Source organism: Calidifontibacillus erzurumensis (genome assembly GCF_013303125.1).
In the GTDB taxonomy this organism is placed as follows: Bacteria; Bacillota; Bacilli; order Bacillales; family Bacillaceae_J; genus Calidifontibacillus; species Calidifontibacillus erzurumensis.
This window is the reverse complement of sequence record NZ_JABTTE010000010.1, coordinates 1-23,988: the sequence shown is the minus strand read 5'-3', so window position 1 is coordinate 23,988 and position 23,988 is coordinate 1. Positions and strand designations below refer to the sequence as shown.

19 protein-coding genes, 16 tRNA genes and 1 rRNA gene are annotated in these 23,988 nt (G+C 34.8%); 1 reads left to right on the top strand and 35 read right to left on the bottom strand.

Features of this window, described 5'->3' with window-relative positions; translation table 11 throughout:
- Positions 1-140: 140 nt before the first annotated feature.
- The 18 genes from HR057_RS08850 to gucD form a co-directional block, all read right to left on the bottom strand.
- Positions 141-1,001, bottom strand: coding sequence for a gamma-glutamylcyclotransferase (locus HR057_RS08850; RefSeq protein WP_173731067.1), 861 nt, complete (start codon positions 999-1,001; stop codon positions 141-143).
- Between the two features lie 221 nt (positions 1,002-1,222).
- The gene (locus HR057_RS08845; protein WP_173731066.1) at positions 1,223-2,212 is read right to left on the bottom strand and encodes a tetratricopeptide repeat protein; all 990 of its coding nucleotides are present in this window, start codon (positions 2,210-2,212) and stop codon (positions 1,223-1,225) included.
- A gap of 209 nt (positions 2,213-2,421) precedes the next feature.
- On the bottom strand, positions 2,422-2,580 hold the full coding sequence (locus HR057_RS08840) for a hypothetical protein (protein WP_173731065.1): 159 nt from the start codon (positions 2,578-2,580) through the stop codon (positions 2,422-2,424).
- A gap of 3 nt (positions 2,581-2,583) precedes the next feature.
- A complete protein-coding gene (locus HR057_RS08835; RefSeq protein WP_173731064.1) occupies positions 2,584-4,035 on the bottom strand; it encodes a carbon starvation CstA family protein in 1,452 nt (483 codons plus the stop codon).
- 595 nt (positions 4,036-4,630) lie between these two features.
- Entirely contained in the window at positions 4,631-4,867 is a 237-nt protein-coding gene (locus HR057_RS08830; RefSeq protein ID WP_173731063.1) for a hypothetical protein, read from the bottom strand.
- A gap of 254 nt (positions 4,868-5,121) precedes the next feature.
- Positions 5,122-5,460 (bottom strand): FMN-binding negative transcriptional regulator, encoded by a 339-nt coding sequence (locus tag HR057_RS08825; RefSeq protein ID WP_268990202.1) that lies wholly within the window; start codon positions 5,458-5,460, stop codon positions 5,122-5,124.
- Between the two features lie 4 nt (positions 5,461-5,464).
- Positions 5,465-5,983, bottom strand: a complete 519-nt coding sequence (locus HR057_RS08820; protein WP_173731061.1) for a GNAT family N-acetyltransferase — start codon at positions 5,981-5,983, stop codon at positions 5,465-5,467.
- Between the two features lie 863 nt (positions 5,984-6,846).
- Positions 6,847-7,521 (bottom strand): TetR/AcrR family transcriptional regulator, encoded by a 675-nt coding sequence (locus HR057_RS08815; protein WP_173731060.1) that lies wholly within the window; start codon positions 7,519-7,521, stop codon positions 6,847-6,849.
- Positions 7,522-8,139: 618 nt separating this feature from the next.
- Entirely contained in the window at positions 8,140-10,095 is a 1,956-nt protein-coding gene (locus tag HR057_RS08810; protein ID WP_173731059.1) for an oxidoreductase, read from the bottom strand.
- Positions 10,096-10,594: 499 nt separating this feature from the next.
- Positions 10,595-11,338, bottom strand: coding sequence for a (Fe-S)-binding protein (locus HR057_RS08805; RefSeq protein ID WP_173731058.1), 744 nt, complete (start codon positions 11,336-11,338; stop codon positions 10,595-10,597).
- 2 nt (positions 11,339-11,340) lie between these two features.
- A complete protein-coding gene (locus tag HR057_RS08800) occupies positions 11,341-12,615 on the bottom strand; it encodes a (Fe-S)-binding protein (RefSeq protein ID WP_173731057.1) in 1,275 nt (424 codons plus the stop codon).
- A gap of 3 nt (positions 12,616-12,618) precedes the next feature.
- On the bottom strand, positions 12,619-13,464 hold the full coding sequence (locus tag HR057_RS08795) for a hypothetical protein (protein WP_173731056.1): 846 nt from the start codon (positions 13,462-13,464) through the stop codon (positions 12,619-12,621).
- Complete coding sequence (locus tag HR057_RS08790; RefSeq protein ID WP_173731055.1) at positions 13,442-14,449, bottom strand: electron transfer flavoprotein subunit alpha/FixB family protein; 1,008 nt, start codon at positions 14,447-14,449, stop codon at positions 13,442-13,444. The genes HR057_RS08795 and HR057_RS08790 overlap by 23 nt, the downstream gene beginning before the upstream one ends.
- A gap of 78 nt (positions 14,450-14,527) precedes the next feature.
- Positions 14,528-15,259: a cupin domain-containing protein gene (locus HR057_RS08785; protein WP_173731054.1), complete on the bottom strand. Its 732-nt coding sequence runs from the start codon at positions 15,257-15,259 to the stop codon at positions 14,528-14,530.
- 68 nt (positions 15,260-15,327) lie between these two features.
- Positions 15,328-15,753 carry a Rieske (2Fe-2S) protein gene (locus HR057_RS08780; protein ID WP_173731053.1) on the bottom strand — a complete coding sequence of 142 codons (426 nt, stop codon included), beginning with the start codon at positions 15,751-15,753 and terminating at the stop codon, positions 15,328-15,330.
- 40 nt (positions 15,754-15,793) lie between these two features.
- On the bottom strand, positions 15,794-16,921 hold the full coding sequence (locus HR057_RS08775; RefSeq protein ID WP_173731052.1) for an amidohydrolase family protein: 1,128 nt from the start codon (positions 16,919-16,921) through the stop codon (positions 15,794-15,796).
- A gap of 404 nt (positions 16,922-17,325) precedes the next feature.
- Complete coding sequence (locus HR057_RS08770) at positions 17,326-18,228, bottom strand: DMT family transporter (RefSeq protein ID WP_173731051.1); 903 nt, start codon at positions 18,226-18,228, stop codon at positions 17,326-17,328.
- Between the two features lie 58 nt (positions 18,229-18,286).
- On the bottom strand, positions 18,287-19,753 hold the full coding sequence (gene gucD, locus HR057_RS08765) for an alpha-ketoglutaric semialdehyde dehydrogenase GucD (protein WP_173731050.1): 1,467 nt from the start codon (positions 19,751-19,753) through the stop codon (positions 18,287-18,289).
- Positions 19,754-20,266: 513 nt separating this feature from the next.
- Between gucD and HR057_RS08760 the strand changes: the two genes are divergently transcribed.
- A complete protein-coding gene (locus HR057_RS08760; RefSeq protein ID WP_173731049.1) occupies positions 20,267-21,832 on the top strand; it encodes a BCCT family transporter in 1,566 nt (521 codons plus the stop codon).
- 407 nt (positions 21,833-22,239) lie between these two features.
- Here HR057_RS08760 and HR057_RS08755 read toward each other — a convergent pair.
- The 17 genes from HR057_RS08755 to rrf all read right to left on the bottom strand — a co-directional run bounded on the left by HR057_RS08755 (position 22,240) and on the right by rrf (position 23,833).
- Positions 22,240-22,322, bottom strand: a tRNA-Leu gene (locus HR057_RS08755).
- 22 nt (positions 22,323-22,344) lie between these two features.
- Positions 22,345-22,433: transfer RNA gene (locus HR057_RS08750), tRNA-Leu, on the bottom strand.
- A 22-nt stretch (positions 22,434-22,455) separates the two neighbouring features.
- Positions 22,456-22,529, bottom strand: a tRNA-Cys gene (locus HR057_RS08745).
- 1 nt (position 22,530) lies between these two features.
- A tRNA-Gly gene (locus HR057_RS08740) sits at positions 22,531-22,605 on the bottom strand.
- Positions 22,606-22,621: 16 nt separating this feature from the next.
- Positions 22,622-22,696 (bottom strand) — tRNA-Gln (locus HR057_RS08735).
- Between the two features lie 54 nt (positions 22,697-22,750).
- Positions 22,751-22,823: transfer RNA gene (locus HR057_RS08730), tRNA-His, on the bottom strand.
- A 12-nt stretch (positions 22,824-22,835) separates the two neighbouring features.
- Positions 22,836-22,909 (bottom strand) — tRNA-Trp (locus HR057_RS08725).
- Between the two features lie 8 nt (positions 22,910-22,917).
- A tRNA-Tyr gene (locus HR057_RS08720) sits at positions 22,918-23,002 on the bottom strand.
- A 3-nt stretch (positions 23,003-23,005) separates the two neighbouring features.
- Positions 23,006-23,081, bottom strand: a tRNA-Thr gene (locus tag HR057_RS08715).
- Between the two features lie 7 nt (positions 23,082-23,088).
- Positions 23,089-23,164 (bottom strand) — tRNA-Phe (locus HR057_RS08710).
- Positions 23,165-23,173: 9 nt separating this feature from the next.
- Positions 23,174-23,249, bottom strand: a tRNA-Asp gene (locus HR057_RS08705).
- 13 nt (positions 23,250-23,262) lie between these two features.
- Positions 23,263-23,339 (bottom strand) — tRNA-Met (locus HR057_RS08700).
- Positions 23,340-23,363: 24 nt separating this feature from the next.
- Positions 23,364-23,439 (bottom strand) — tRNA-Val (locus tag HR057_RS08695).
- A gap of 7 nt (positions 23,440-23,446) precedes the next feature.
- A tRNA-Glu gene (locus tag HR057_RS08690) sits at positions 23,447-23,518 on the bottom strand.
- Positions 23,519-23,537: 19 nt separating this feature from the next.
- Positions 23,538-23,629, bottom strand: a tRNA-Ser gene (locus HR057_RS08685).
- 1 nt (position 23,630) lies between these two features.
- Positions 23,631-23,705: transfer RNA gene (locus HR057_RS08680), tRNA-Asn, on the bottom strand.
- Positions 23,706-23,717: 12 nt separating this feature from the next.
- Positions 23,718-23,833, bottom strand: a 5S ribosomal RNA gene (gene rrf / locus HR057_RS08675).
- Positions 23,834-23,988 lie beyond the last annotated feature (155 nt).

Here is a 23,988-nt window from a genome sequence, read left to right as displayed (position 1 = left end):
ATCCAGATGGCATAAATCACAATTTCTATTAACAATAACACTCTTTTAGACAGTTTAGTTTTAAAGTTTTTCAAAAAAAAAAGCACAACGAGTAATAAACAAACTACTTGTTGTGCTCGTTTCGTGTAAATGTACCCATTTTAACGTCCTCTAATTTTTAACATATGGATATGTTCTCTTACCCTATCAATATATTCTTCTGATAAAACCTCACTTCCACCGCGCAAAATTTCTTCTGCATACCAGTCTGGTGGTGCGGTTTCGTTTTCCTTGTTTTTAACTACAAAAGTTAGAGCTTCGACCATTTTTCCGTTTAAATTAACCGTTACAAATGTCGGTCGATAAGCAAACGGCACACCTTCGCGACGATATAAATAATCTTTTAAAGCTTGAATCGGAATTTCGTACACTTTCCCCTCTACAATACCGCCCTCTTCCACTATATCAGCCCTTCCCATCCCATCTTGGGATGATTTACGTGTAAAGCGAAGGGTATAGTTGCTTAATATACCTACACCTTTCATCTTTTGAAAAAAGTGATTAGCTCCATCTTCAATAAACCGTTTATTATCCATGCAACTGCCATAAGCAAAATAATGAACAGTCTCTTTTAGATCTCTATTTATTAAGCGATACTCCTTCCAATCGCCGCTCGAAATTTTTTTGACTAAAAGATCTTTACGACCTGCCACATAAACATACGCCATTGTTTCACCTTGGTCAGTATAGACGGTCTGCTTCACTCTATCATATAAATTATTAGTGCTCCCTGGGGAATACCCTTCTAGGTGATCTAAACTTTGCAGTTCACTTTCTGTTACTTTATATAATTCTCCAAAAACATATCCAGTTGAAGATTGCGTCATAGCTGGATAACCAAAGCCCGTATCAAATAATACTCCCTCTGTCCACGCTTGCTCAGCTAGACAAAATGCATTTTTTAATAAACTGGCATTGGATTCATTTTTTCTTAATGTGCCATATACAAATACATTTACCATTAAATCACCCTTTTAACTTTTATATTGATCTTAGCATTCAACAAAGGATACCCATCTACATTTTATATAAAAGGCAAAGTCAACATCTCCTCCTCAAACTTTCCTTTTGCAAGAGCATGATATCAATTTTGCTGTGACACCCTTGTCACACAAAATTATTCTGTTTTTTCGTTCAGAGCTAAGATTTAAAATTTTTTCTTCTCATTAAAAAAGCCTCTGGATTAATCCAGAAGCAGATCCGTACTTACATCACGACTGTGTTTAAAGATTCTGTAGTTGTAACTAGAATTCCATCGATAACCACCATCGATAGTTTCAATCAACGTTTCGTTTGCATGGATACTCCTTAGGCGGCTTCGTAATCTTGAAATATCTTTTCTTAATTTTGCATGGGGATCCCTTGAGTACCGATATTTTCTTTGAATAATATCTTCACTGCTTACCCCATCAGGATTTCGCATTAAATATTCAATCAAAGCAACGAGTGCCGACGTAATGAAAATTTCTTTCCCATTTAGCGACAATGTCACATCATTCGTACTTTTGAAGTTTAAAATAATCATACCTTTATTTTCAAAAGGATCTGAAAGCTTTTCATACTCTCTTTCACTAATATTTCGAACCTCTACTCCATTTACTATCATTTGGTAAGGCTTTTCTTCAACTTGCCTGCTACTTTGCATTTCTTCTAGCAACAGTTTCATTTCACCAAAATTCTCTAAATCCTTTGGTGGAATCTTTTCAACTTTCTTGAAGTTCTCTTCTAAAATCATTTTTGCAACTTTAAATATATAAAAATGCGCTTTCATTTGTTGATCCTTTTGCAGTTGATTCCGTAATTTCCTCGGCAATGAATTTAAAGACATTTGAAAAGAATCAATAGATTTTGTCCATCTCTTTTGAAAAAAATAAAGAAATCCTAATCTATAATGGGCTCTTGCATTGCTGGAATCAAGTTTTACAACCTGCTTCAAACACTTGATTGCATCTTCATAGGAATGCTGGCGCAGCTTTAAATCTTCTCCTTGCAAAAGAAGCAAATAGCTTAGGGTTTCTTTATAACGGATTTCTTTCGGATTCGCCTTCGAAAGACTTTTAAAAATTTCAACTCCTTCGTAAATCCAGTCAGAATTTAATTCGTCCTCCCTTTTCCACCAAGCCTCTTCCTTCTCTAAAAGTTCATCCTCTGTTAGGTTAGAAAAAGTATCCAATTGATCGCCCCCTCTTAAATATAAATGTAACACGTTGGATCGGATGATACATTGAATTTTAAAGAGAGGGCGTTTTGTCACGAAGAAATGCGCTTCTCGAACTCGTAAAAATTGTCATTATAAAAAGGAGCCGTTCACTTTTTGAACAGCCCCTACTATACACTAGAATTAGATTAAGCGATGATGCGGTCTTTCACCTAATCTATTATTCAATTCAATAAAATTATCCCCATAATCGTAACAAATATTATCGTAATACCAACAGCCCCTATTTTTGCTGCAACAGGCAGTTTTTCTTTTCCATTCCTGTTCACTTGTTCTTCCTGTTCCTTTGCTTTTTCCCTCAGCAAAGGATTGCAGCAGCCCATTGATTAGGCAACCCCTTTCCAATCTGAAACGTCTTCTTCAAGAGGAAGATTGTTTGCAAGGTTTTTATTTGCCGCTCTAAAGAACAATGCTAAAAGAATAACGGTTCCTATTGCTGAGCCAACCCAAGCAATGTTCATTGGCAGCCTAAATCCAATAGGTGCATTTAAGATGTAAGCTAATACCATCACTAAAATAAATGTTCCTGGGATAAGAGCGATAAAGTAGTTTTTCTTGGCAACATATAAATACATTGCTCCGACAAACAATGCGATCACCGCAGTTGTTTGGTTTGCCCAGCTAAAGTATCTCCATAAAATATTAAAGTCAATTTGTGTTAACACAATGGAAATTGCAAATAACGGAATAGCAATCCATAAGCGACTTGTCAATTTCTTTTGAGCATAATTCAAATATTCAGCGATAATCATACGTGCACTTCTAAAAGCAGTGTCTCCAGAAGTAATTGGCAATACAACAACACCTAAAACAGCTAACGTTCCTCCAATACCGCCAAGCATCATTTTGGAAACTTCACTAACTACAAGTCCAGGTCCACCGGCAGCTAACATTTCTTTCAAACCGCCATAACCATCAAATAAACTCATAGCAGCTGCAGCCCAAATCATTGCAATGATTCCTTCTGCAATCATCATGCCGTAGAAAATTTTTCGACCTTGTCTTTCATTTTCAGTTGTCCGAGAAATAATCGGTGACTGTGTTGCATGGAAACCAGATAAAGCCCCACAAGTAATTGTGAAAAATATCAATGGGAAAATAGGAGTATTATCTGGATGGAAATTCTTTAAAGAAATTTCTGGAATTGGTGCTCCTTTTACAAGAAGACCAATAAATACGCCAACAGCACTAATGATCAGCAATGCACCAAAGTACGGATATAAACGTCCGATAATTTTATCAATCGGCATTAAAGTTGCTAATATATAGTATAGGAAAATAGCTCCTACAAGAATTAAAATAGGTACTTTACCGTCCATTAATACGTAAAGAAGATCGGCTGGTGTAGTGACAAATACTGTTCCAACAAGTAGTAATAGTAAAAGGGCAAAAGCATTGACAACATGTTTCATGGCTTTCCCTAAAAATTTCGTTGCAAGTTCAGGTAAGTGGGCTCCTTTATTACGTAAAGAAATCATTCCTGTTAAATAATCATGAACAGCACCTGCAAAAATGCATCCTACAACGATCCAAATGAATGCGACCGGTCCATACAAAGCCCCCATAATAGGTCCGAAAATCGGTCCCGTTCCTGCAATATTTAACAACTGAATCAATGAATTTCTTGTAACGTTCATCGGAACGTAATCGACACCATCACCATGTGTATATGCCGGTGTTGGTCTCTCTACATTTACACCAAACACTTTTTCTACAAATTTCCCATAAGTAAAATATCCTAAAATTAATAGAGCAATACATACTAAAAACGTAATCAAGAGAAAACCCCCTTTTAAAATCATTGAATCCGCTTCCATTATAAAGGGGGAGAGTTTCATAGAGTCGTTTTTGAAACTAACATGTTAGATTTTAAGGTTAAAAAGCATAAATTAAAAATTAAAATACATGACCAATAATTTAAAATTCAAAAATTATTTGTAAAAAGCTAAAAAATTAATCTTTACATTAGTTTTCCAAAACTATTTTTTGATTCCCTTCTATTATTTTCTGGCCCATATTAAAACTTTGTTTTTTTCGTCCTTTAAATACATTTCATTGATAGTTCCGAAAGAATTATCTATTGAAATTTCAATATCACCACTACTTTTCAAAAAGAAACTAATACCGCCCTGAATTTTTATGAAAAGAGTTTCATCGATAACTTTTATTGAAATAAAAATTCCTACTTTTTAAAAATGAACATTTTTGTTAATACAGCACTTAATAAAGTGATAATTAGCAGTAGTATTCCGTCAGAATGAGAGAAGTTGGAACCATAAATAATGCTTCCACAAAGTACACTACCAATTGTGTTCAGTCCAAAAAGCATACCCAATATAGTCCTTTTAAATTTTTGGTATGTTTTACTTCCTATTAAAAATTTGTTGTAAAAAAACAAATGATTGCTAATCCTATTACAAAAGACAAAGAAGTTATAAATGATGATGTAAGAATAATTGGTTCTTCCCAAGGCATATCGACAGTAATAATATTCAATAAATTAATCAAATTTAAAGCAGCAATGCAAAGAGCAACAAATAAGAAAAGGGCGAAATCAGCTAAATAAATAATAGGGATAAAAAATTTTTTCAACGCAGGTTCATTAGTCACTTTAAAACCTCCAATAAATGTAAGGTTATTAATATATACGTGAAAAGAACATCCAAAGTTTCCCAATAGAAGCTTAAGAAGCACAATTAAAATGTCCTGATAGGCAAATGAGCATTACACATTGAATTTCGATAAACGCAAACTTTGGTAAGTTTCTGTCATTTCAAAAACAAAAAATGTCAACAGAAATTTTTTAATATTGTGTTTGATTATATTCACTTTTTTTGAAGATAATCCATTTTCAACATCAAGCTTTAACATAGCCTTTTTAATAATAATTTCAAGTCTTCCTCCAGCTCTTGGTCGTTTAAAATACCATCCTTACCATATACATGCAAAGCTTGATAATTCCACGTTGGTACATTTTCATGTTCATACCAAGAAGACGAGATATCACGATCTGAACCTTGATAGATTACTAGAACATTATGATCTTCGAACGTTTTCCATTGAGAATTATTAATTTCCATATGATTGGTAATATAAAAATCATCCTCTTGTTTATGTACCTTCAAAGGTACATCGGTGACATTTGGCTTATTTCCTTGTACCGTAACAATTGTCCCAAAAGAGTTCTCCTTCATAAATTCCAGGATTTCACCAAGTCCGTTTGATCATTATATAATCTGTTTGTTCTTCATCCCCTAGAATAAAAGAGTGAGTGCCGGCTTGGACAAACCCCATTTTCTTATAAAAGCCAATGGCATTTTCATTTTTTTCCCAAACACCGAGCCAGACCTTTTTCTTGCTGCTTTCCTTTGCAATTTCCTCCGCTTTATTTATCAAACATTTACCAAGACCAAACTTTTGAAATTTTTCTCTAATATAAATCCTCTCAATCTCAAGGGATTCACTACCCATTTGTTCCGTTTGTGCATCATTCGTATTGATCTTTAAATAACCAGCAAGTTCATTATCAAAATAAACAAAGAAGAATTGTGAATAAGTATTAGATAGCTCTTTCTCTAATTGTTTCTCACTAAAGGCTTTTTCTAAATAAGCTTTCATATTTTCATCTGTATTTTGATCCTTAAATGTTGCATAAAATGTTTCAATAGCAACCTCTTGAAGTGTTTGCAAATCGTCAAGTGTACACTTTTTTATCTTGATAGTCATACTGAAGAGATTCCTTTCATACCTAAATTTCATTTATCTTGTATGTTATTTTTCGATTATTTTACCATAAACATAAGCGGCCATTCCTACGCAATATGTGATAAGTAAATAGTTACGACTTTAGAAGCAATGGTTAATTATGAGGTTCCCATTAATAGCATTATTAGAAAAATAATATATCTATGCATAAATGCCACATCCTAATTTTTTATATAAAATAACAGATCCCAATCAATTATAATTAGAAATGTCTTTAAAATTTAGTCATTAGTATTGTAGGACAAATAAAAAAGAAAAAAGATATATTATGTTAGAAAAAGAGGAAGTTAAAGCTGTTTAGAAAATGATAGAGATCAAGGCAATTGAATCTTAATTTTCAAATGCTCTGTTTCCTCCACTTTTGAAAGGGAAAATATCGATAACATTCATAAGAAAGGCGTTTATTAGTAATTATTAGTGAACGCCTTTAAAATACCTTTTACAATGCAAAATTATAAAAAAAAACTATTCCAGATTTAGACCATGGGATTGTGTGTTTAGGAAGGGTAGCTAATGTCCGAAGGACTGGCTTGACTTGGAGTAAGCTGCATGATTACCTTGGTTTACTATGCCAATGTTGTGGCACCTCCTATTCGGGTCCCTTGTCAAGCCACCCTAATACTACATAATAAGAGCAGCAATTATAGAAAGAATTGGGAAATGAAAGGTTAAATAAGTAATTGTTTAAAAATTTTAGAGGATTTCTGTTTTTACTAAAAAGTCTATGGTAATTGGACAAAAAACACCTAATCAATAGTGAACAAAACTAGTTTTAAGAACCTAAATTGAAAATAAATAAGCTAAGCTTTAATTAATTTTTTGTATTATATACATATTTCTATAGGCTTTTTAAGTAAGCTGAGGGTTATTTTTCTAATATACCTCATAGTCTCTGCAACAGCTTCATCTGGTTCATAATCTCTACGGTTATTCATTATCGTTGTTAACATACCTCTCCAAATAAGAATCGTCATATTAGTAATTTCTTCGATATCACTCTCTTCAAAATATCCCTCTTCAACTGCTTTAATAAGCACAGCTTTACTTCTTTTAGATATATTATGTTCAAAAATTAATGGTTTAATTTCTTCAGACAAACCAGTCAAATCATTTTGATACACTTTAAAATAGTGTTTTAATAATTCCTCTGGTTTTGCTCCCAAATCTGAATTGAAAATAGCATGGTAAATTTGGGGATTATTAAAGGAGTGTTTACAGAAGCATTCCCAGCTTAACAAATACTTTTCAACCGGGTTTTTACCAGTTGTCATATAATGAGATAATTCCTTTATATATGGGTTAATAAATCTCATTGAAGCAAAGAAAATTAAATGAGACAACTCCTCAAAATAATTATAAATTGTTGCACTTGTATAACCTGCAATTTTGGCTATCTTACGGATAGTGACACTTTCTATGCCTTCTTTCTCTATAATTTCGGCAGTTGCATCTACAAAATATTTCCACATCCGCGTCATTTGTATTTCTTTTCGGTCCATGTCCGCCACCTTAATCACCTCAAAACAAACTAATACCGTAAAAAACTTTCACAAGCACACTAATATACTAGAGAGGATTAATTATTTTAAAAGTACAATATTTTAAATATTTAGTCAACCAAACTTAAAAGTATGATAACTACAGTGTTTTCGCTTGGAAGCCCCTTCATTTGGAAATTAAGCAATTCCTCTCTCACAAAATGAAGGGGTTCAATTTTGTCCACAATAATTTTACTCATACAAAAAGTATCTATAATTTATCAGGAAGCCTTTTGTAAGCGTAGCAATTTTGGGTTCTAATTACACCTCTCATGCTGTTAAACCGCAGAGACATCTCAAACAACAAAGCGGCCTAAGCCCTAATTAGAATAGAGCTAAAGCCGCTTAGACCATTTATAAAATTAATTGTCAATTTGCCAAGGGGGGCATACCTTATTACTATATTCTCTTTGTATGGTAGGCAGATACTATAAAATTAGTGATTTTCAATCATTATGATATTACGGATGTCAAGATTTAATTATCTTTCACAACTATGCATATAGTATTCCTTGTTGGCCATCTATCGTGAAATGAAAAATCCTAAAGAATTAATTTTTCTTTCTCATCCAAGAGTTTTTATAGATTGGCTGCTAATTCGAATCCTTCCAAAATAGCTTCCTCTACAGTTCGTGGAATTAAACAGTCACCAATTCTATGAATATTAGATACATATTCCTTTAATTGATGAAATAAACTATTTTCCTGGAGTAGACCATACGCTATTACAACCGTATCAATGCCATATCTTTGAAGCTTTTGTCCTGTATATATATTAGAAAATGCTACTGTACCTTCAGTAACTTCTGATATTTTATATTGAGAAGTCATTTCAACCCCATTTAAAAATAACTGTGTAAGAACAAAAGATCTAACCTTTTCTTGAATAGAATGACCTACTTGGTAACAAGAAGTAACTATTTCAACGTCACACCCTAGCTCTTTCAAATATAGTGCAACACCAACCCCAGTCATATCACCTTTCCAATCAGCAACTACTACTTTTTTCCCTGGTTCTTTTCGTCTTGATAAAATATCCCACGCAGTTACAACATGGGGCAAATCCATCCCCTTAACATGTGGAATATATGGCTTACCACCTGTTGAGATAATGACTTCATCTGGAGACAAATTCAGAATCAATTCTTTCGAAGCTTCAACATTTAAACGAACATCGACCCGATAATATTGTAGTTCACGCTTTAAGTTTGAAACTAACTCACCAAATTCCTCTCTACCAGGAACTTTCCGTGCTAATTTCACCTGGCCACCTAATTCATCACTTTTTTCAAAAAGTGTAACTTGATGTCCTCTTTCCGCTGCAACTACTGCTGCCTTCATTCCTGCTGGACCGCCGCCAATAATAGCAATTTTTTTTATTTTCTTAGCTTTAGGTATCTTTGAATATTGAATTTCTCGTCCTGTCACAGGATTTTGTAAACAACTAATGGGTAAATCCATTTGCATATGACCAATACAAGCCTGATCACACCCGATACAGACTCGGATTCGGTCAAATTCTTCTCGTAATGCTTTATTAGGCATATGCGGATCACATATCAATGCCCTAGTCATACCCACCATATCTGCCTGACCATTCGCTAAAACATTTTCAGCAATAACAGGATCATTGATACGACCAGCTAAAAAAATTGGTACGGAAACTTGCTCTCTAATTTTAGCTGCATGTGAAGCAAAATGAGCAGGAGGAACAGGTGCTGGTGGTACAATAAAAGTTGAACTAGCATAAGTAGCAGAACTACCACCTGTTAAATTAAAATAGTCTAGACCACCAATTTGATTATCAATATATTTTAATATCTCTTGGACTTCTCCATATTCTGCACCTTCATCATCCAAATCATCGACACTTAAACGTAAACCAACAACAAAATCGGTACCCACTTTCTTCCGAACTTCTTCAACTATCTCTTTTAGAAACCGTAAACGATTCTCAATTGATTGTCCTCCATATTCATCTTTTCTAAGATTTAATCGTGGAGACCAAAATTGACTAGGTAAATAACCATGGGAAGCAACAATTTCTACTCCATCAAGTCCACCTGTCTTTACTCTTAATGCAGTATCTGCATATCCTTTAATAATATCTTTAATTTCTTCTCTTTCCAGCTCTTTTGGTATTATTCGAAAACGGTCAGCTGGTACAGAGGAGGGAGCGACAGCGACAGAGGTTCCTGATGGAAACACTTCTCTTCCAGGATGAAAGAGTTGTACAAACATCTTTGTACCATATGGATGAACAGATTCCGCTAATTTTTTATAGTAAGGTATTATTTCATCATTAAAGGCACAAATGGTTTTCGCTGTAAAATAGGCTGTCGGGTGAATGGCATTTGCTTCCATAATAATTAGTCCAACTCCACCTTTAGCTCTTTCCATGTGATAGGCGATTAATCTGTCAGTAGGAAGACCATTTTCTACATATGAAGTCATGTGACCTGTACTTAATATTCGATTTTTAATCCATATTGAGCCGATCTTCTTAGGGGTAAATAAATATTTAAAAGTGGACATATTTTTTCCTCCCTCAATAAAGTTTTTCCGTACTATACTTAAGTAACAAACCCATACTAGGTTTATTAATTGCTGTTCTATATCTATATTTGCTTATATCTCCAATTTAGAAAATCTTTGGACAAAAGTGATTGTATCTAAACCATTTATATCAATCTTTTATTTGACCTAAAGTATTGTAGTTTAATAGGGGTTCTATTTAGAAACCATCAATATTTTTTGCTCTTATTGCTTGTTTGGAAATGATAATATCTAAATCCAATTAAACAAATTCAATATCAATCTGAATACTAATGCTCTTTAGAATAGTTTTAAAAGCTTATTCATTCTATTTATTCCCATGCCATGTTGAATATTCTTTGTTTTCAAAAAATTTCTCATCAGGCTCTATTTTGATAATTAACGTGATATTTTATGGATGCAAAAGACAGCGTTGCCTTATACCAAAAAGACTTATTTGTTTAAACCTCTAATTTCATCATTATAGGAAAAATCCTTCCTATTTACTGCTGCTTTCCACTAAGTCGTTTACGATTTCAGCTATATCTCTTGTAGCCATATTAGTACCTTTTGTTTGGTTTAAAGAACCAATTGCCTCTTCCATCATAACAAGGCAGAAAGGACAGGAAGTCATCATAGTACATGCACCTGTTTTCACAGCTTCCTCTCCTCGAAGAGTATTTATTTTCTCCCCTCTTTGGATTGTTTCAAACATAGCCCCTCCACCAGCTCCGCAACAAAACGATTTTTCCCTACTTCGTTCCATTTCGACAATCTCATATCCTAGCATTTCTAATATATCCCTTGGGGCATCGAAGATTCCATTTTGTCTTCCGAGATAACATGGGTCATGATAAGTTACAATTTCTCGTTTTTGTTTCTCAGGTAATTTTAAACGCCCATCACGGATTAAGTTATAGATAAAAGTTGTATAATGTGTAACTTCAAAGTCCCCACCAAACGCTGGGTATTCGTTTTTAAACATATTGAAACAATGGGGACATGTTGTTACAATAGATGTCACGTTGTTTTCCTTGAGGGTTTTAATATTATGGTGAGCCAATTCTTGAAATAAGGCTTCATCACCCATACGACGAGCAATATCACCAGTACAGCGTTCTTTTGTACCTAAAATTGCAAAATCGACATTTGCTTTAATCAAAATATCTGAGAATGCCCTAGCTATTGATTGTAATCTTGTATCATACGCTGCAGCACAGCCAACCCAAAATAATACTTCCATTGCTAAGCTCCTTCTTTCTCTTTATTTTTTTCTACATTTTCTATTACTGGAACATTCAAACCCTTACTCCAATTTTCACGGTCTGACCATGGTTTTCCAAAAATATTATGTTGTTCCTCAAGATGAACCAGTGTATTTTCAGCTTCCTGATCGATTATTTGATTTTGAATTAAACCTCGCCTCATTGATAAAATTAAATCAATATGATTAATTGATACCGGACATACTTCCACACAGGCCCCACACGTTGTACAAGATTGAAGTTCCTCAGGCCCAATGAAAGAAAGCACTTCTTCATCATTTTGCATATGGTCACGGATTTTCATCACGATCGACCTTGGTGCTAGTGGTTTCCCACTATTATTGGCTGGACATTGACTATCGCAACGGCCACACTCCGTACAAGCATCTGTACTGAGTAACTGCCAATTTGTAAAATCTGAAATTTTTGTCACACCTTTAATTTTTAAAGACTCATAGCGTTCTTCTTCGGACATCTCTTCCAAATTATACGGTGTATTAATTTTTCCAGTTCGTTTCACCGGTTGAAAAAGTATATTGATAGGTGCAGTTAAAAAATGCAATAATTTTGTATATGGGATAATAGCAATAAGAATAAATGCTAATATACTATGGCTCAGCCACCAAATGGGATAGTATTCAATACTAAAAAAGGAACTCCCTTGGAATAAACCTGAAAGTGCATAACCCACAATTGACCATTGGGCATAGCTATTTTCCGCTTCAGTTAACCGAATTCCTTCTATTATATATCCCCCAATTCCGATAAGTAGGAGCAGTATAAGAAAAGCTTGGTCTACTAAACCATTTCTTAGTCTTTCTCTTTTTTTTAGGACACGAACTATCATAGCAATCAATAAACCAATTATAAAAAACACACCAAAAATATCTAAAATTAGCTCATAATAAAGATAAAATTTCCCTTTTAACAACGGTATTTTAAAATCATAATCAATCATTACCAATACTGTACCGATGAATAAAATCACAAATCCGTAACTAGTAAATCGATGCATCCATCCATATAGGGGATCCCTTTTTATTTTCTTTTGTTCAATTACCATTTTATAAAAAAAGCCAATATTAGCTTTTACATCATTCCATCTAACTTTTTCCCTGACTCCTCTTTTCCATAAACGGTAACGACGATAGAATCCATAAATAAAAAATCCAATAGCAATAGCTGCTAGAATATACAAAGTCAATTTATAGTTCGTAGAAATCATCCAAAATGTATCACGTTGTATGGTTTGCATTCGCTAACCCTCCTTTAACCATTTTTGTAACTTTTGCGTAAGGAAATGAATCGTTTTTTCATTGACATCTGTAGCAACCTTCAAGCTAGACTGTTCTTTTTTATCCTGAGCAATACCCATAATTTTTAGCAACCGCTGCTCAGTTGAAAGACTGCCATTTGGAATATCGAAATAACGTATATTCGGTTTCGGCTCAGAAACTTTCAATATTTTTACCTTTGTGTCTTGAATTGTATCTTTTAATTCCCTGATTACTATATGTTTCTTAACATTAATAGAATTGCTATATCGTGGAATGTAACGTCTTCTTCCTAATGAATGAACTACTCCTATCAAAGCTGGTAATTTTACTTTGTATAATTGAACAATCCCTCGTTCTACACTCCGATATACCTTCCAAACTTTTTCAGTTTCAACTTCTATTTGATGTATATTGGTTATAGAAGGGATCTGTAATAGCTCTGCAACCATTGTCGGTGTTATTCCTAAGTTTTCATCCTCGCTAACAGAACCACTTAATATAACATCAAATGGTCGTTTTCTTATTTCCATTGCTAGCAATCTTGCACTTTCATTTCTTTGTTCCTTTAGTCTTGGTTGCTTTAGAATAATACAGTGATCCAAATCATATTTAAGTAATCCTTTTTCATCTATTTCCATTTTAGAATCGACTGCAACAATGACGGTAATAGTAGCACCATTTTTTCTCTTATAATCACAAGCCCATTGCAAAGCAAGGAGATCAGCAGAATTGAAGGTATAGCTTAGGTACGAAAATTTTTGATTTTGATAATCCCACTTAACAGAATTTGAATCAATTATAGGTTTAACTAATATGCAAATATTCATTATTTTCTTCACTCTGCCTTTCTTGTAAAAGAGATTGCACGAGTTTTGGGACCACTTCGTTAAAATCACCAACTATACCAATGTCACATCGCTTAAAAATCGGTGCAGATGGATCATTGTTTATTGCGACAACATACTTTACTCCTTTAATCCCTTCTAAATGTTGAGAAGATCCAGAAATTCCGATTGCAACATAAATATCCGCTTCAATAGTTGATCCACTTGCACCAATGCGTTTTTCTCTTGGGATTAATCCCAATTCATCAGCAACTTTACTTCCTCCAATAGGGGCATTTAAAATTTCAGCAAGCTGTAATATCGAATCAAAAGCAACTCCTCCGTATACTCCTCTTCCAATGCCTATAACGGATTTTGCTTCTGTTATTTTCAATTCTTTCCAATCTAACTGATGCTCAGATATGAACTTGATAGGGCTTTGATCATACATTACTTTTATTTCCTCTATAATGTAAGGTTTTCCAAACGATTGTTTTCCATATAAATTCTCTTGTTCTATCGAAATCATTTGCTTTTTATCTTCTAAAAAAGTACAAAATTCATTAGCTTTCGCTTTATAAATTTCTCGCTTAACTGTTAAATGTTTATTTTCATAAGTAATCTCCATAGCATTTGTAATTATTGGAATTTCAGATTGCACAGCAGCTTTTAATGCAACATCTAGATAAAGTGGATTTGATGAAAATAAATAAACTTCTTTTTGAAAATTTAATCTAGCTTGCATCCTTCGAAAAGCCTGGAAATGGTAGTCGGATACTTTCCATTTATCATATTCAACATTTGCATAATAAACTTCATCAAATGGTAATTGCTCAAGTTGATTCCTAGGTAAACTTGAATAGACTACAAAACCTATTAATTTAACGTTATTAGGAGCAATGGACTTTGCTATTTCCACTAATCCCCATGTTTCTTCAGTAAAACTTTGTCCATTTTTCAATGGAAGGTAGCATATAACAGCATCCATCTACCTTTTTCACCTCACATATAAAAATATTTTTAACGAGCCCATCTATGATCGATGGGCTCCTATCTTTCTTTAAAACTATTTTTGCAACTCTCTCCAATTTACTGGATACAAAGTAAAATAAAACTCTACTTCCTCATCTGTTCCATAGGTAATTTCCGCTCCGTTTTTCATAAAGTAAATGTCACCTTGTTTGGCTTCAATTTTTTCTCCATGATGGGTAATATACATGCTTCCCTTCGAAACATAAATCATTTCATCATACTTAATCTGCCAATCAAAATTACATTTTTTCATGCGACAAATACCTCCACCCATATTAGTGGAAATTTTATTTAAGACAGGAGCTATTTTTCCATTTTGACACTCAATACCTAATGGACTATATTCAATTTGTTCCCCTTTAATCAAGGTTACTAAATCCTCTCCTGTTTGTTCATATACAATATCTTTTTTAGATTTCTTCCAATCAACCGGATAGGTAGAAAAGAAAAATTCTACTTCAGTATCAGTACCGTACGTAATCTTAGCTCCTTCTTTCATAAAGAAAATATCACCTTGAGCAGCTTCAATTTTTTTACCATTATGACCAATATACATACTGCCTGATTGAACAAAGATGATTTCGTCATATCTAAGCTGCCAATCAAAGTTGCATTCTTTCATTCTACAAATTCCACCTCCCATAGTTTCGGAGTATGGATTAACTGCTAAAGCTATTTCCTGAACTTCAGCCTCAATACCAAGTGGACTAAATTCAATATCCTGCGCCTTTATTAATGTGACTAAGCCTATGGTTGAATTTTTCATAATCCCTTCCTCCTAAAATATTGTTAATTTAGAAAATTCTTTTTTTGTTAGTCTAGCAATTTAACTTTTTAATGAGAGCAATTGAAGTTTCTAACACTTACATTTTTAGGCTCTCTATTAATTTTTAGAACAATAGAACCATCCTCTTCCTGAACATCATAGCTGCCAATGGAAACCTTTTCAGGATTATGTAAAGATTTCCCTGTTGACACTTCAAATTCCCAACCATGTAATGGACAGCTTATAATTTGGTTATCACAACCGTATTTATATTCTCCTGGCTCAGATGGAAGTAGGGTACCACCTATACTTCCATAACCCATTTCTACACCTTGGTGTGGGCAACGATTTCGAAAAGCATAAAGATTTCCCTCAACATTAACGATGGCAATTTCTAATCCGTCAACAATTACTAATTTCCTTTGCCCTGGTCCTAACTCTTCAGTTGGACATACTACTATGCTATTTAATGTTCTTTTTTGTATAGCATCCATCTGAATTCCTCCTTTTTATTATTGATTTAACCAAATACGATTAAAGTCGATATGAATTCTTAGCATTCTCATAAAAAATCTTATGTTTTAAATCTTCCGGGAAGTGTAAGAAAGCCCTGTCACTCTCATCTCCATCCCAGTGAGGGTAATCACTAGCAAATAACAGCATGTCTTCTGCTTTCACCATTTTGATTAGGTCAACTATATCTTTTGGATGGAAAGATTCTTCAATTGGTTGAGTTCCTAAACGAACATTTCTTCTGATATACTCACTTGGTAATTCTTTAACCCATGGAATTTCACTGCGAAGCGCCTTCCAGTTTTTATCAAGTCTCCACATAACTGATGGCAGCCAAGAAAAGCCATATTCGATAAAGCAGAATTTTAAATTAGGAAACTTTTCAAACACTCCCTCGCAAACAAGACTCATAATTTGCCTTTGGCCAATTGTCGTTAACGATGTATGCCACTCCGCATACGTTGAAGCTGGCCCTACAGCACCAGGAGGGGAATACTCTGAAGTTCCTTCGCAATCCGGATGTAAAACGATTGGAAGGTTATATTCCTGGGCAACTTCATAAAGCGGCCAAAAATGCCTTTTCCCGAGCGGAATATTAATATTCTGTAAATTAATTCCAACAATTCCCGGTTTATCTCCAATACGTTCAATTTCCTTAATAGCTAAATCCGGTGCAAGCGGTGTCACTGACATGGTCATTTTATAACGAGGATCACTCTTTACCCAGCGGTCATAGAGCCAATCGTTTGATGCTGATGTATACCCAGCAGCAATGTCAACATTATGATAACCAGCCATTGTACCATGACCAATATTTAAAATTGCAAATGTATGATTATGACGATCCAATAAATCTTTTGCTGCAAAAACTGGATCAGATCCAGGAACACCTCCATTAGGTGTGATAGCATCTAAACGAAGAACATGGTTTGGGTTTGCATATCGAGATTTCGGAAATGTAAAAGCACCAGCATTCATATTAGTTAGCCATTTTTTTTCAAATTTTCCGATATTCATATGGCGTTGAATACCTTCTTCTAAATATGGGATTAATTCATTGAAATCCTCTAAGTATGGATGGACATCACAATCAATTAACCCTGTCAAGTTTTTCTTAGGTACCTCATTTTCTTTTAAAATAGTTTCCATTTTTCCTCACCTCTAATTATTTTTTATAATCGTGTTTAAAATATAATCATGATTATTTAATAGCATGAATTTACCTATAGAGATGGAATGTCATCGAATTCTTTCATTATAGATGCCTATCCCATTACATTTTTCCTATATACTATCATTCTGTATTTTTTATAAACTTATACTCCGCATAAATATTTTAGACTTCCATATGGTATTATTATGAAATCTTAATGCAATCAAATTTAATTTAAAAACTCATTCATAAAATAGTTTTCATTTTCCTCACCTCCTTATAATGGTTATTTCAAGATAATATATTAATCAAGATTATCTAACTGCATGAATTTGCCCACAGACATTGCTTTATAAACACTTATTACATTTTATTTTTGTATACCCACATTCTGTATTTCTTATAAACCATCACTTCGTATATAAATATTAGATTTGTTTAGAAAAGGAAGAAATGTTCCTATAAATATTAGTAATCCACCAAAAATAAAACTATTAGAGATTTTTTCTCCTAAAAATATAAAACCAAGCAGACCACCAATAACTGGAGCAAAGAAGTAAAAGATTGATCCTATTCCTGCTTCCATCAATTCCATTCCTTTATTCCATAAATAAAAAGCTGCAGTTGTAGCAATTATACCTAGATATAAGATGCCTGCTTGAATTTGAATGTCTTTTAAGTTAATAAGATCTTGTTTTTCTATGTCTAAGAGCATAACTGGAGTTACTAATAAAAGAGCTATTCCAGTCGAAAAAGTGGTAATTGTTAATGTAGAATATTTTCTATTAATTTTTTTAATATTCACACAATATAAAGCCCAAGATACGGCACCTATGATTAAAAGTAAATTACCAAAAAAACTTCCACTTCTTTCTCCCTCTTCTAATCCAACTACTAAGAATAAACCACATGTTGCTAAAATAATAGAAAGGATTTTCCTCCAAGATAGTAACTCTTTATTCAGCAAATACGCTAAAATAAGTGTAAAAACTGGTGAGGAGGAAGAGATCAGCGCACCAATATGTGCATTTGATAGGTGGGTACCGATAAAACCGCAACCATTTGAAACTATATAACCAGTAAATCCTAACCAAATAATAAAAGGCATATCTTTTTTTTCTACCATTTGTTTATCCTTTAAAGTCCAAAACAACCACAAAACTGCAAAAGCTAGGATGTAACGAAACCATAGAAGGACAAAAGGTGAAATATACTCTAGTACGTACTTACTAACAACGTACATCCCTCCCCACATTCCTGCTGCTAGTAATAAGCAAAGACAACCAATAATGCCCTTGGACATTTCATCAATCTCCTTAAATAACAACAGATCCAACAAAAATTTCTAACATTCATAGATTTTATGGCCTTACTAAAACAGTCTTAATAGAAGTAAAGAATTCAATAGCTGCCTGTCCTTGCTCCCTTGAGTGTGAGCTAGATTGTTTCATACCGCCGAATGGAGCTTGTAGCTCTACTCCTGCACTCTCTGCATTCACACGAACTAGCCCTGCTTCGATATCTTGGATAAATGAAAGCATATTTCCTATATTTTTGGTAAAAATGGATGCGCTCAAACCATATTTCACATCATTCGCAACTTCAATTGCCTCCTCCAACGTATTTACCTTTATTAAAGCTAAAACTGGTCCGAAAATTTCTTCCTGAGCAATGGTCATATGCGGCTTAACATTTTCAAAAACAGTTGGCTGAACAAAAAATCCGTGTTTAAGGGCACCCTCATCTAACCTTTGTCCTCCATAAAGGAGTGTTGCTCCTTCCTTTATACCTTTTTCTATATAAGATAAAATGGTATTAAGCTGATCTTCACTTGCACATGGTCCCATCCAAGTATCCTTTTCTAGTCCATTCCCTACTTTTATTTCCTTAATTTTTTTTATTAATTTCTTCTTAAATTCTTCGTACACTTCACTAACAACAATCACTCTGCTCGTTGCAGTACATTTTTGGCCAGTGGAACGCAAACCACCATTAATAGTCGCATCTACAGCTAAATCAAGGTCTGCATCAGCAGCAACAATAACAGGGTTTTTTCCTCCCATTTCTAATTGGTATTTTGCCCCACGTGCAAATGCTCCCTGTCCCACTCTTTTTCCAACCGTATCAGATCCAGTGAATGTGATACCATTTATATCAGGATGATCAATAATTCCTTGACCAATAACACTTCCAGAGCCAGTTACAACATTTACAACTCCTGCCGGAAACCCTGCTTCATGAAAACACTCTATCAATTTAATTGCAGTTACAGAAGTTTCCCCTGCTGGTTTTAAGACAACAGTATTTCCATAAACGAGAGCTGGAGCCATCTTCCAAACTGGAATAGCAATTGGAAAATTCCATGGTGTAATGATCCCGACTACTCCTAATGGTGTACGAGTTGTAAACATTAGAGCCTCTTGATCAGTAGATGGAATAAGATCCCCAATTTTCCGAAGTCCTTCCCCAGCATAATATCGAAGAATATTTATAGCACGGATTGTCTCTCCTTTTGCTTCAGGTAAAGTTTTACCCATTTCACGTGTTATTGTTTCGGCTATTTCATCTACTCTTTTTTCTAATATAGCAGCAACTTTATAAAGATATTCCCCTCTATCAGCACTAGATAACTTTCTCCATAATTTAAAAGCTTTTTTAGCCGATGAGACCGCTTCATTAAGTTCATTTATTGTTGATTTTGGTAAATAACCAACAATATCATTTTTGTTTGCAGGATTTACACTTGCGTAAACTTGTTCATCTGATGATGACACCCAAGATCCGTTTATATAGTTTAGATAGATTTTTGATTCCGTTTGAATAGTCATTGATACATAATTCACCCTTTCATAATTATTTGTAAAAATCATGATTTTTTAATTATCACGATTTTCATGAATGTATGTTAGCATGTCACAATTTATTAAGCAACCCCCTTTTCAAAAATTTTTTAATAATTTTATATTTTTTAAAATAAATACTATGATTATGTTTAATACAACCTCTTATCATGACGCTTTTTAAATTTTATTATTTAAAAAGTATTTAAAATTTTGAAAATTATATATTGTCTATTGTGAAATTTTATAATAAAATCACTATCATAATATTATTAACTGAACATGATAAATAAAAAATCGCGATTTTTTAATATTAGACTGTGTTCAGAATTTTTCTTTGTAAGCGTTTTTTTATTGTAAAATAGCCATTTTTGTTAACTACTAAAAGAATAAATAAATGGGAAAGGATGTGATCTTCTTTATCGAGAGAAGTAATCTTTTTACAGACCAAAAAAGAATAATTATTATATCACCTAATCAAAATGTAATGGAGGGAAAACAATGATTAACAAAAAGAATAGTATTGCTGTGGGCTCAATGGCTATTACCTTGCTTTTCATTTTTTTGGGTATATTTTACAATGAGTGGTTAAATAAATTTTTTTCATCTATCTTAGAATTTACTACTAAAGATTTTGGCTGGTTTTATTTATTAGCGGGATTTTTATTTCTCCTTTTATGTATTTATTTGATATTTTCAAAATATGGGGATATAAAACTAGGGATGGATACTGATCAGCCTGAATTTAGTAGAGGATCATGGTTTGCTATGTTGTACAGTGCTGCCATGGGTTGTGGTTTAGTATTTTGGGGAGTTGCTGAACCTGTTTTGCATTATATTACACCACCAATAGGAGAAGGTTCTACTGATCAAGCTGCAAATACATCAATGAAATTTGTTTATTTTCATTGGGGACTCAATGCATGGGCAATATATGCTTTGGTGGCTTTAGGTCTTGCCTACTTTCAATTTAGAAAAAAACTACCTGGTTTAGTAAGTTCAATTTTTTATCCAATACTAAAAGATAGAATTTATGGAACAGTTGGTAAAACAATAGATATATATATTACTTTCATGACTGCAATTGGAGTATCAACAGTTCTAGGCATTACAACTTTGCAATTAAATGCAGGTCTAAATACAGTGTGGGGAGTTTCTAACACACTGACCACACAAATTATTATTATAACTATTGTAACTGCCATCTTTATAAGCTCTGCCTACTCAGGGCTCAATCGTGGTCTTAAACGTTTATCAAATATTAATATGATTGTTGCATTTGCTCTAATGTTATTAATATTATTTCTCGGTCCAACCTCCCAAATCATGCGAATTTTCGTCAATTCTGCTGGAGAATATTTACGAGATATTGTACCAATGAGCCTACGATTAGAAACTTTTTCTGAAGATAATTGGATAGCTACTTGGACTATATTTTATTGGGCGTGGTGGAGTACCTGGGCGCCATTTGTTGGAACATTTATTGCTAGAATTTCAAAAGGAAGAACAATTAGAGAATTCCTTGTTGGAGTATTAATAATTCCATCAATTTTTACATTTTTGTGGTTTGCAGTTATGGGGGGATCAGCCCTTCATATCATACATGATTTAGGACAAACTGCATTAGTAAATGCAATAAATAACGATATCACAGTAGCACTATTTTCATTTTTTGAATATTTCCCTTTCACTGACCTACTAAGCTTTATTGGTATTTTATTAATTTGTAGCTTCTTTATTACATCTGCTGATTCTTCGACCTTTGTATTAGCAATGTATAGTGGAAATGGAGATCTTAATCCTTCTAACAAATTAAAAATAATTTGGGGTTTAATCATTTCAGCTTCAGCTGTTGTTTTATTAATTAGTGGAGGAGTTACAGCTGTACAAACGGTTGCCACAGCCGTTGCTTTTCCATTTTTCATAATGATGACCATTATGGTATACACAACTTTAAAAGCAGTTTGGGAGGAAAAAGTAACGGTTTCCAACGTTGCTAACGATCATAGGACAAAAAAGTTTGCAGCTGTTCCACAATCAAAGGCTGAGATTCAAAAAGCAGAGTAATTAATTATCAAATAAATTGGAATTTAAAGGCAATTTTCTAATGTTGGAAAGTGTCCGTCACCTTTTCCTGCTATTTAAATGTTTTATAAGAAATTAATTATTAATCAGTATAAAAATTGAAAAAATATTTCTGTAATAAAGAAATTTGGTGAATAGTTATACACCTATCTTCTCTCCCTTTGTATTCTTTTGTGTCGCAACTTTAGATTATCAAAGAGAGAGTAGAAGGTGTTATTTTTTATCAATTTTTTTTATTGTCAAAGTCCTTGATATGATAAGCATGACCACCACATTGTATAGAGCCTGTTTGATTTCGGCCTTAAACAACTTCAGACTCTCACCTTGATAGACAAGATCCATTCCAATGCAAAAAAGGATTCCCACTTTTGTGAGAATCCTTTTTAAAGTGCCGGTGGTGGGAGTCGAACCCACACTCCTTTTGGGAACACGATTTTGAGTCGTGCGCGTCTGCCAGTTCCGCCACACCGGCGTGTAATATGATTTAATTTTAATGGTGCCGAGGACCGGAATCGAACCGGTACGGTAGTCACCTACCGCAGGATTTTAAGTCCTGTGCGTCTGCCAGTTCCGCCACCCCGGCATTAAAAATAATCCTATTGTTGTGGAGGCGGCAACCGGATTCGAACCGGTGATAAAGGTTTTGCAGACCTCTGCCTTACCACTTGGCTATGCCGCCATGGAGCGGAAGACGGGGTTCGAACCCGCGACCCCCACCTTGGCAAGGTGGTGTTCTACCACTGAACTACTTCCGCAATTTTAGGGATAAAATGGCTGGGCTAGCTGGATTCGAACCAGCGCATGACGGAGTCAAAGTCCGTTGCCTTACCGCTTGGCTATAGCCCATTCATAAAACTATATATTTAATGAACAAAATTTAATTTATTTTATAAAAGAAAGGGCGACTGATGGGAATCGAACCCACGAATGCCGGAGCCACAATCCGGTGCGTTAACCACTTCGCCACAGTCGCCATTTTACCTACTGGCAGGGGCAGTAGGAATCGAACCCACACTGGAGGTTTTGGAGACCTCTGTTCTACCATTAAACTATGCCCCTAATTTAAATGGTGGAGGGGGACGGATTCGAACCGCCGAACCCACAGGGAGCGGATTTACAGTCCGCCGCGTTTAGCCACTTCGCTACCCCTCCGTCTGGTGCCGGCTAGAGGACTTGAACCCCCAACCTACTGATTACAAGTCAGTTGCTCTACCAATTGAGCTAAGCCGGCTCAAATATGGTGGCTCGAGACGGAATCGAACCGCCGACACGAGGATTTTCAGTCCTCTGCTCTACCGACTGAGCTATCGAGCCAATTTTTCATGGCGGTTCCGACGGGGATCGAACCCGCGATCTCCTGCGTGACAGGCAGGCATGTTAACCACTACACCACGGAACCGCTTTATGTATTTTGGTTGCGGGGACAGGATTTGAACCTGCGACCTTCGGGTTATGAGCCCGACGAGCTACCGGACTGCTCCACCCCGCGATAATAATATTTTGTAAGTCCTTATGGTGGAGGATGACGGGATCGAACCGCCGACCCCCTGCTTGTAAGGCAGGTGCTCTCCCAGCTGAGCTAATCCTCCATTAAAATGACCCGTACGGGATTCGAACCCGTGTTACCGCCGTGAAAGGGCGGTGTCTTAACCACTTGACCAACGGGCCAAAAGATATATGTCAACAGTGGCGGAGAGCGAGGGATTCGAACCCTCGAGACAGCGTTAACCGTCTACACGATTTCCAATCGTGCTCCTTCGACCACTCGGACAGCTCTCCATGGCTCCACAGGCAGGGTTCGAACCTGCGACCAATCGGTTAACAGCCGATTGCTCTACCGCTGAGCTACTGTGGAATGAAGGCGAATGCTTGGCAACGTCCTACTCTCGCAGGGGGAGGCCCCCAACTACCATCGGCGCTGAAGAGCTTAACTTCCGTGTTCGGAATGGGAACGGGTGTATCCTCTTCGCCATCGCCACCAAACATTCAATTTCAAAGGACATGTTATATAGTATCAACTTTCTTTATAAAAGTCAATACTTTTTATTCCTTCAAAACTAGATAATCTTCATTCACATTTACTGTCCAGTTCTGGTCTTACGGCACCGGACTTCGTTTTTCTATTGTCTAGCTCCGGC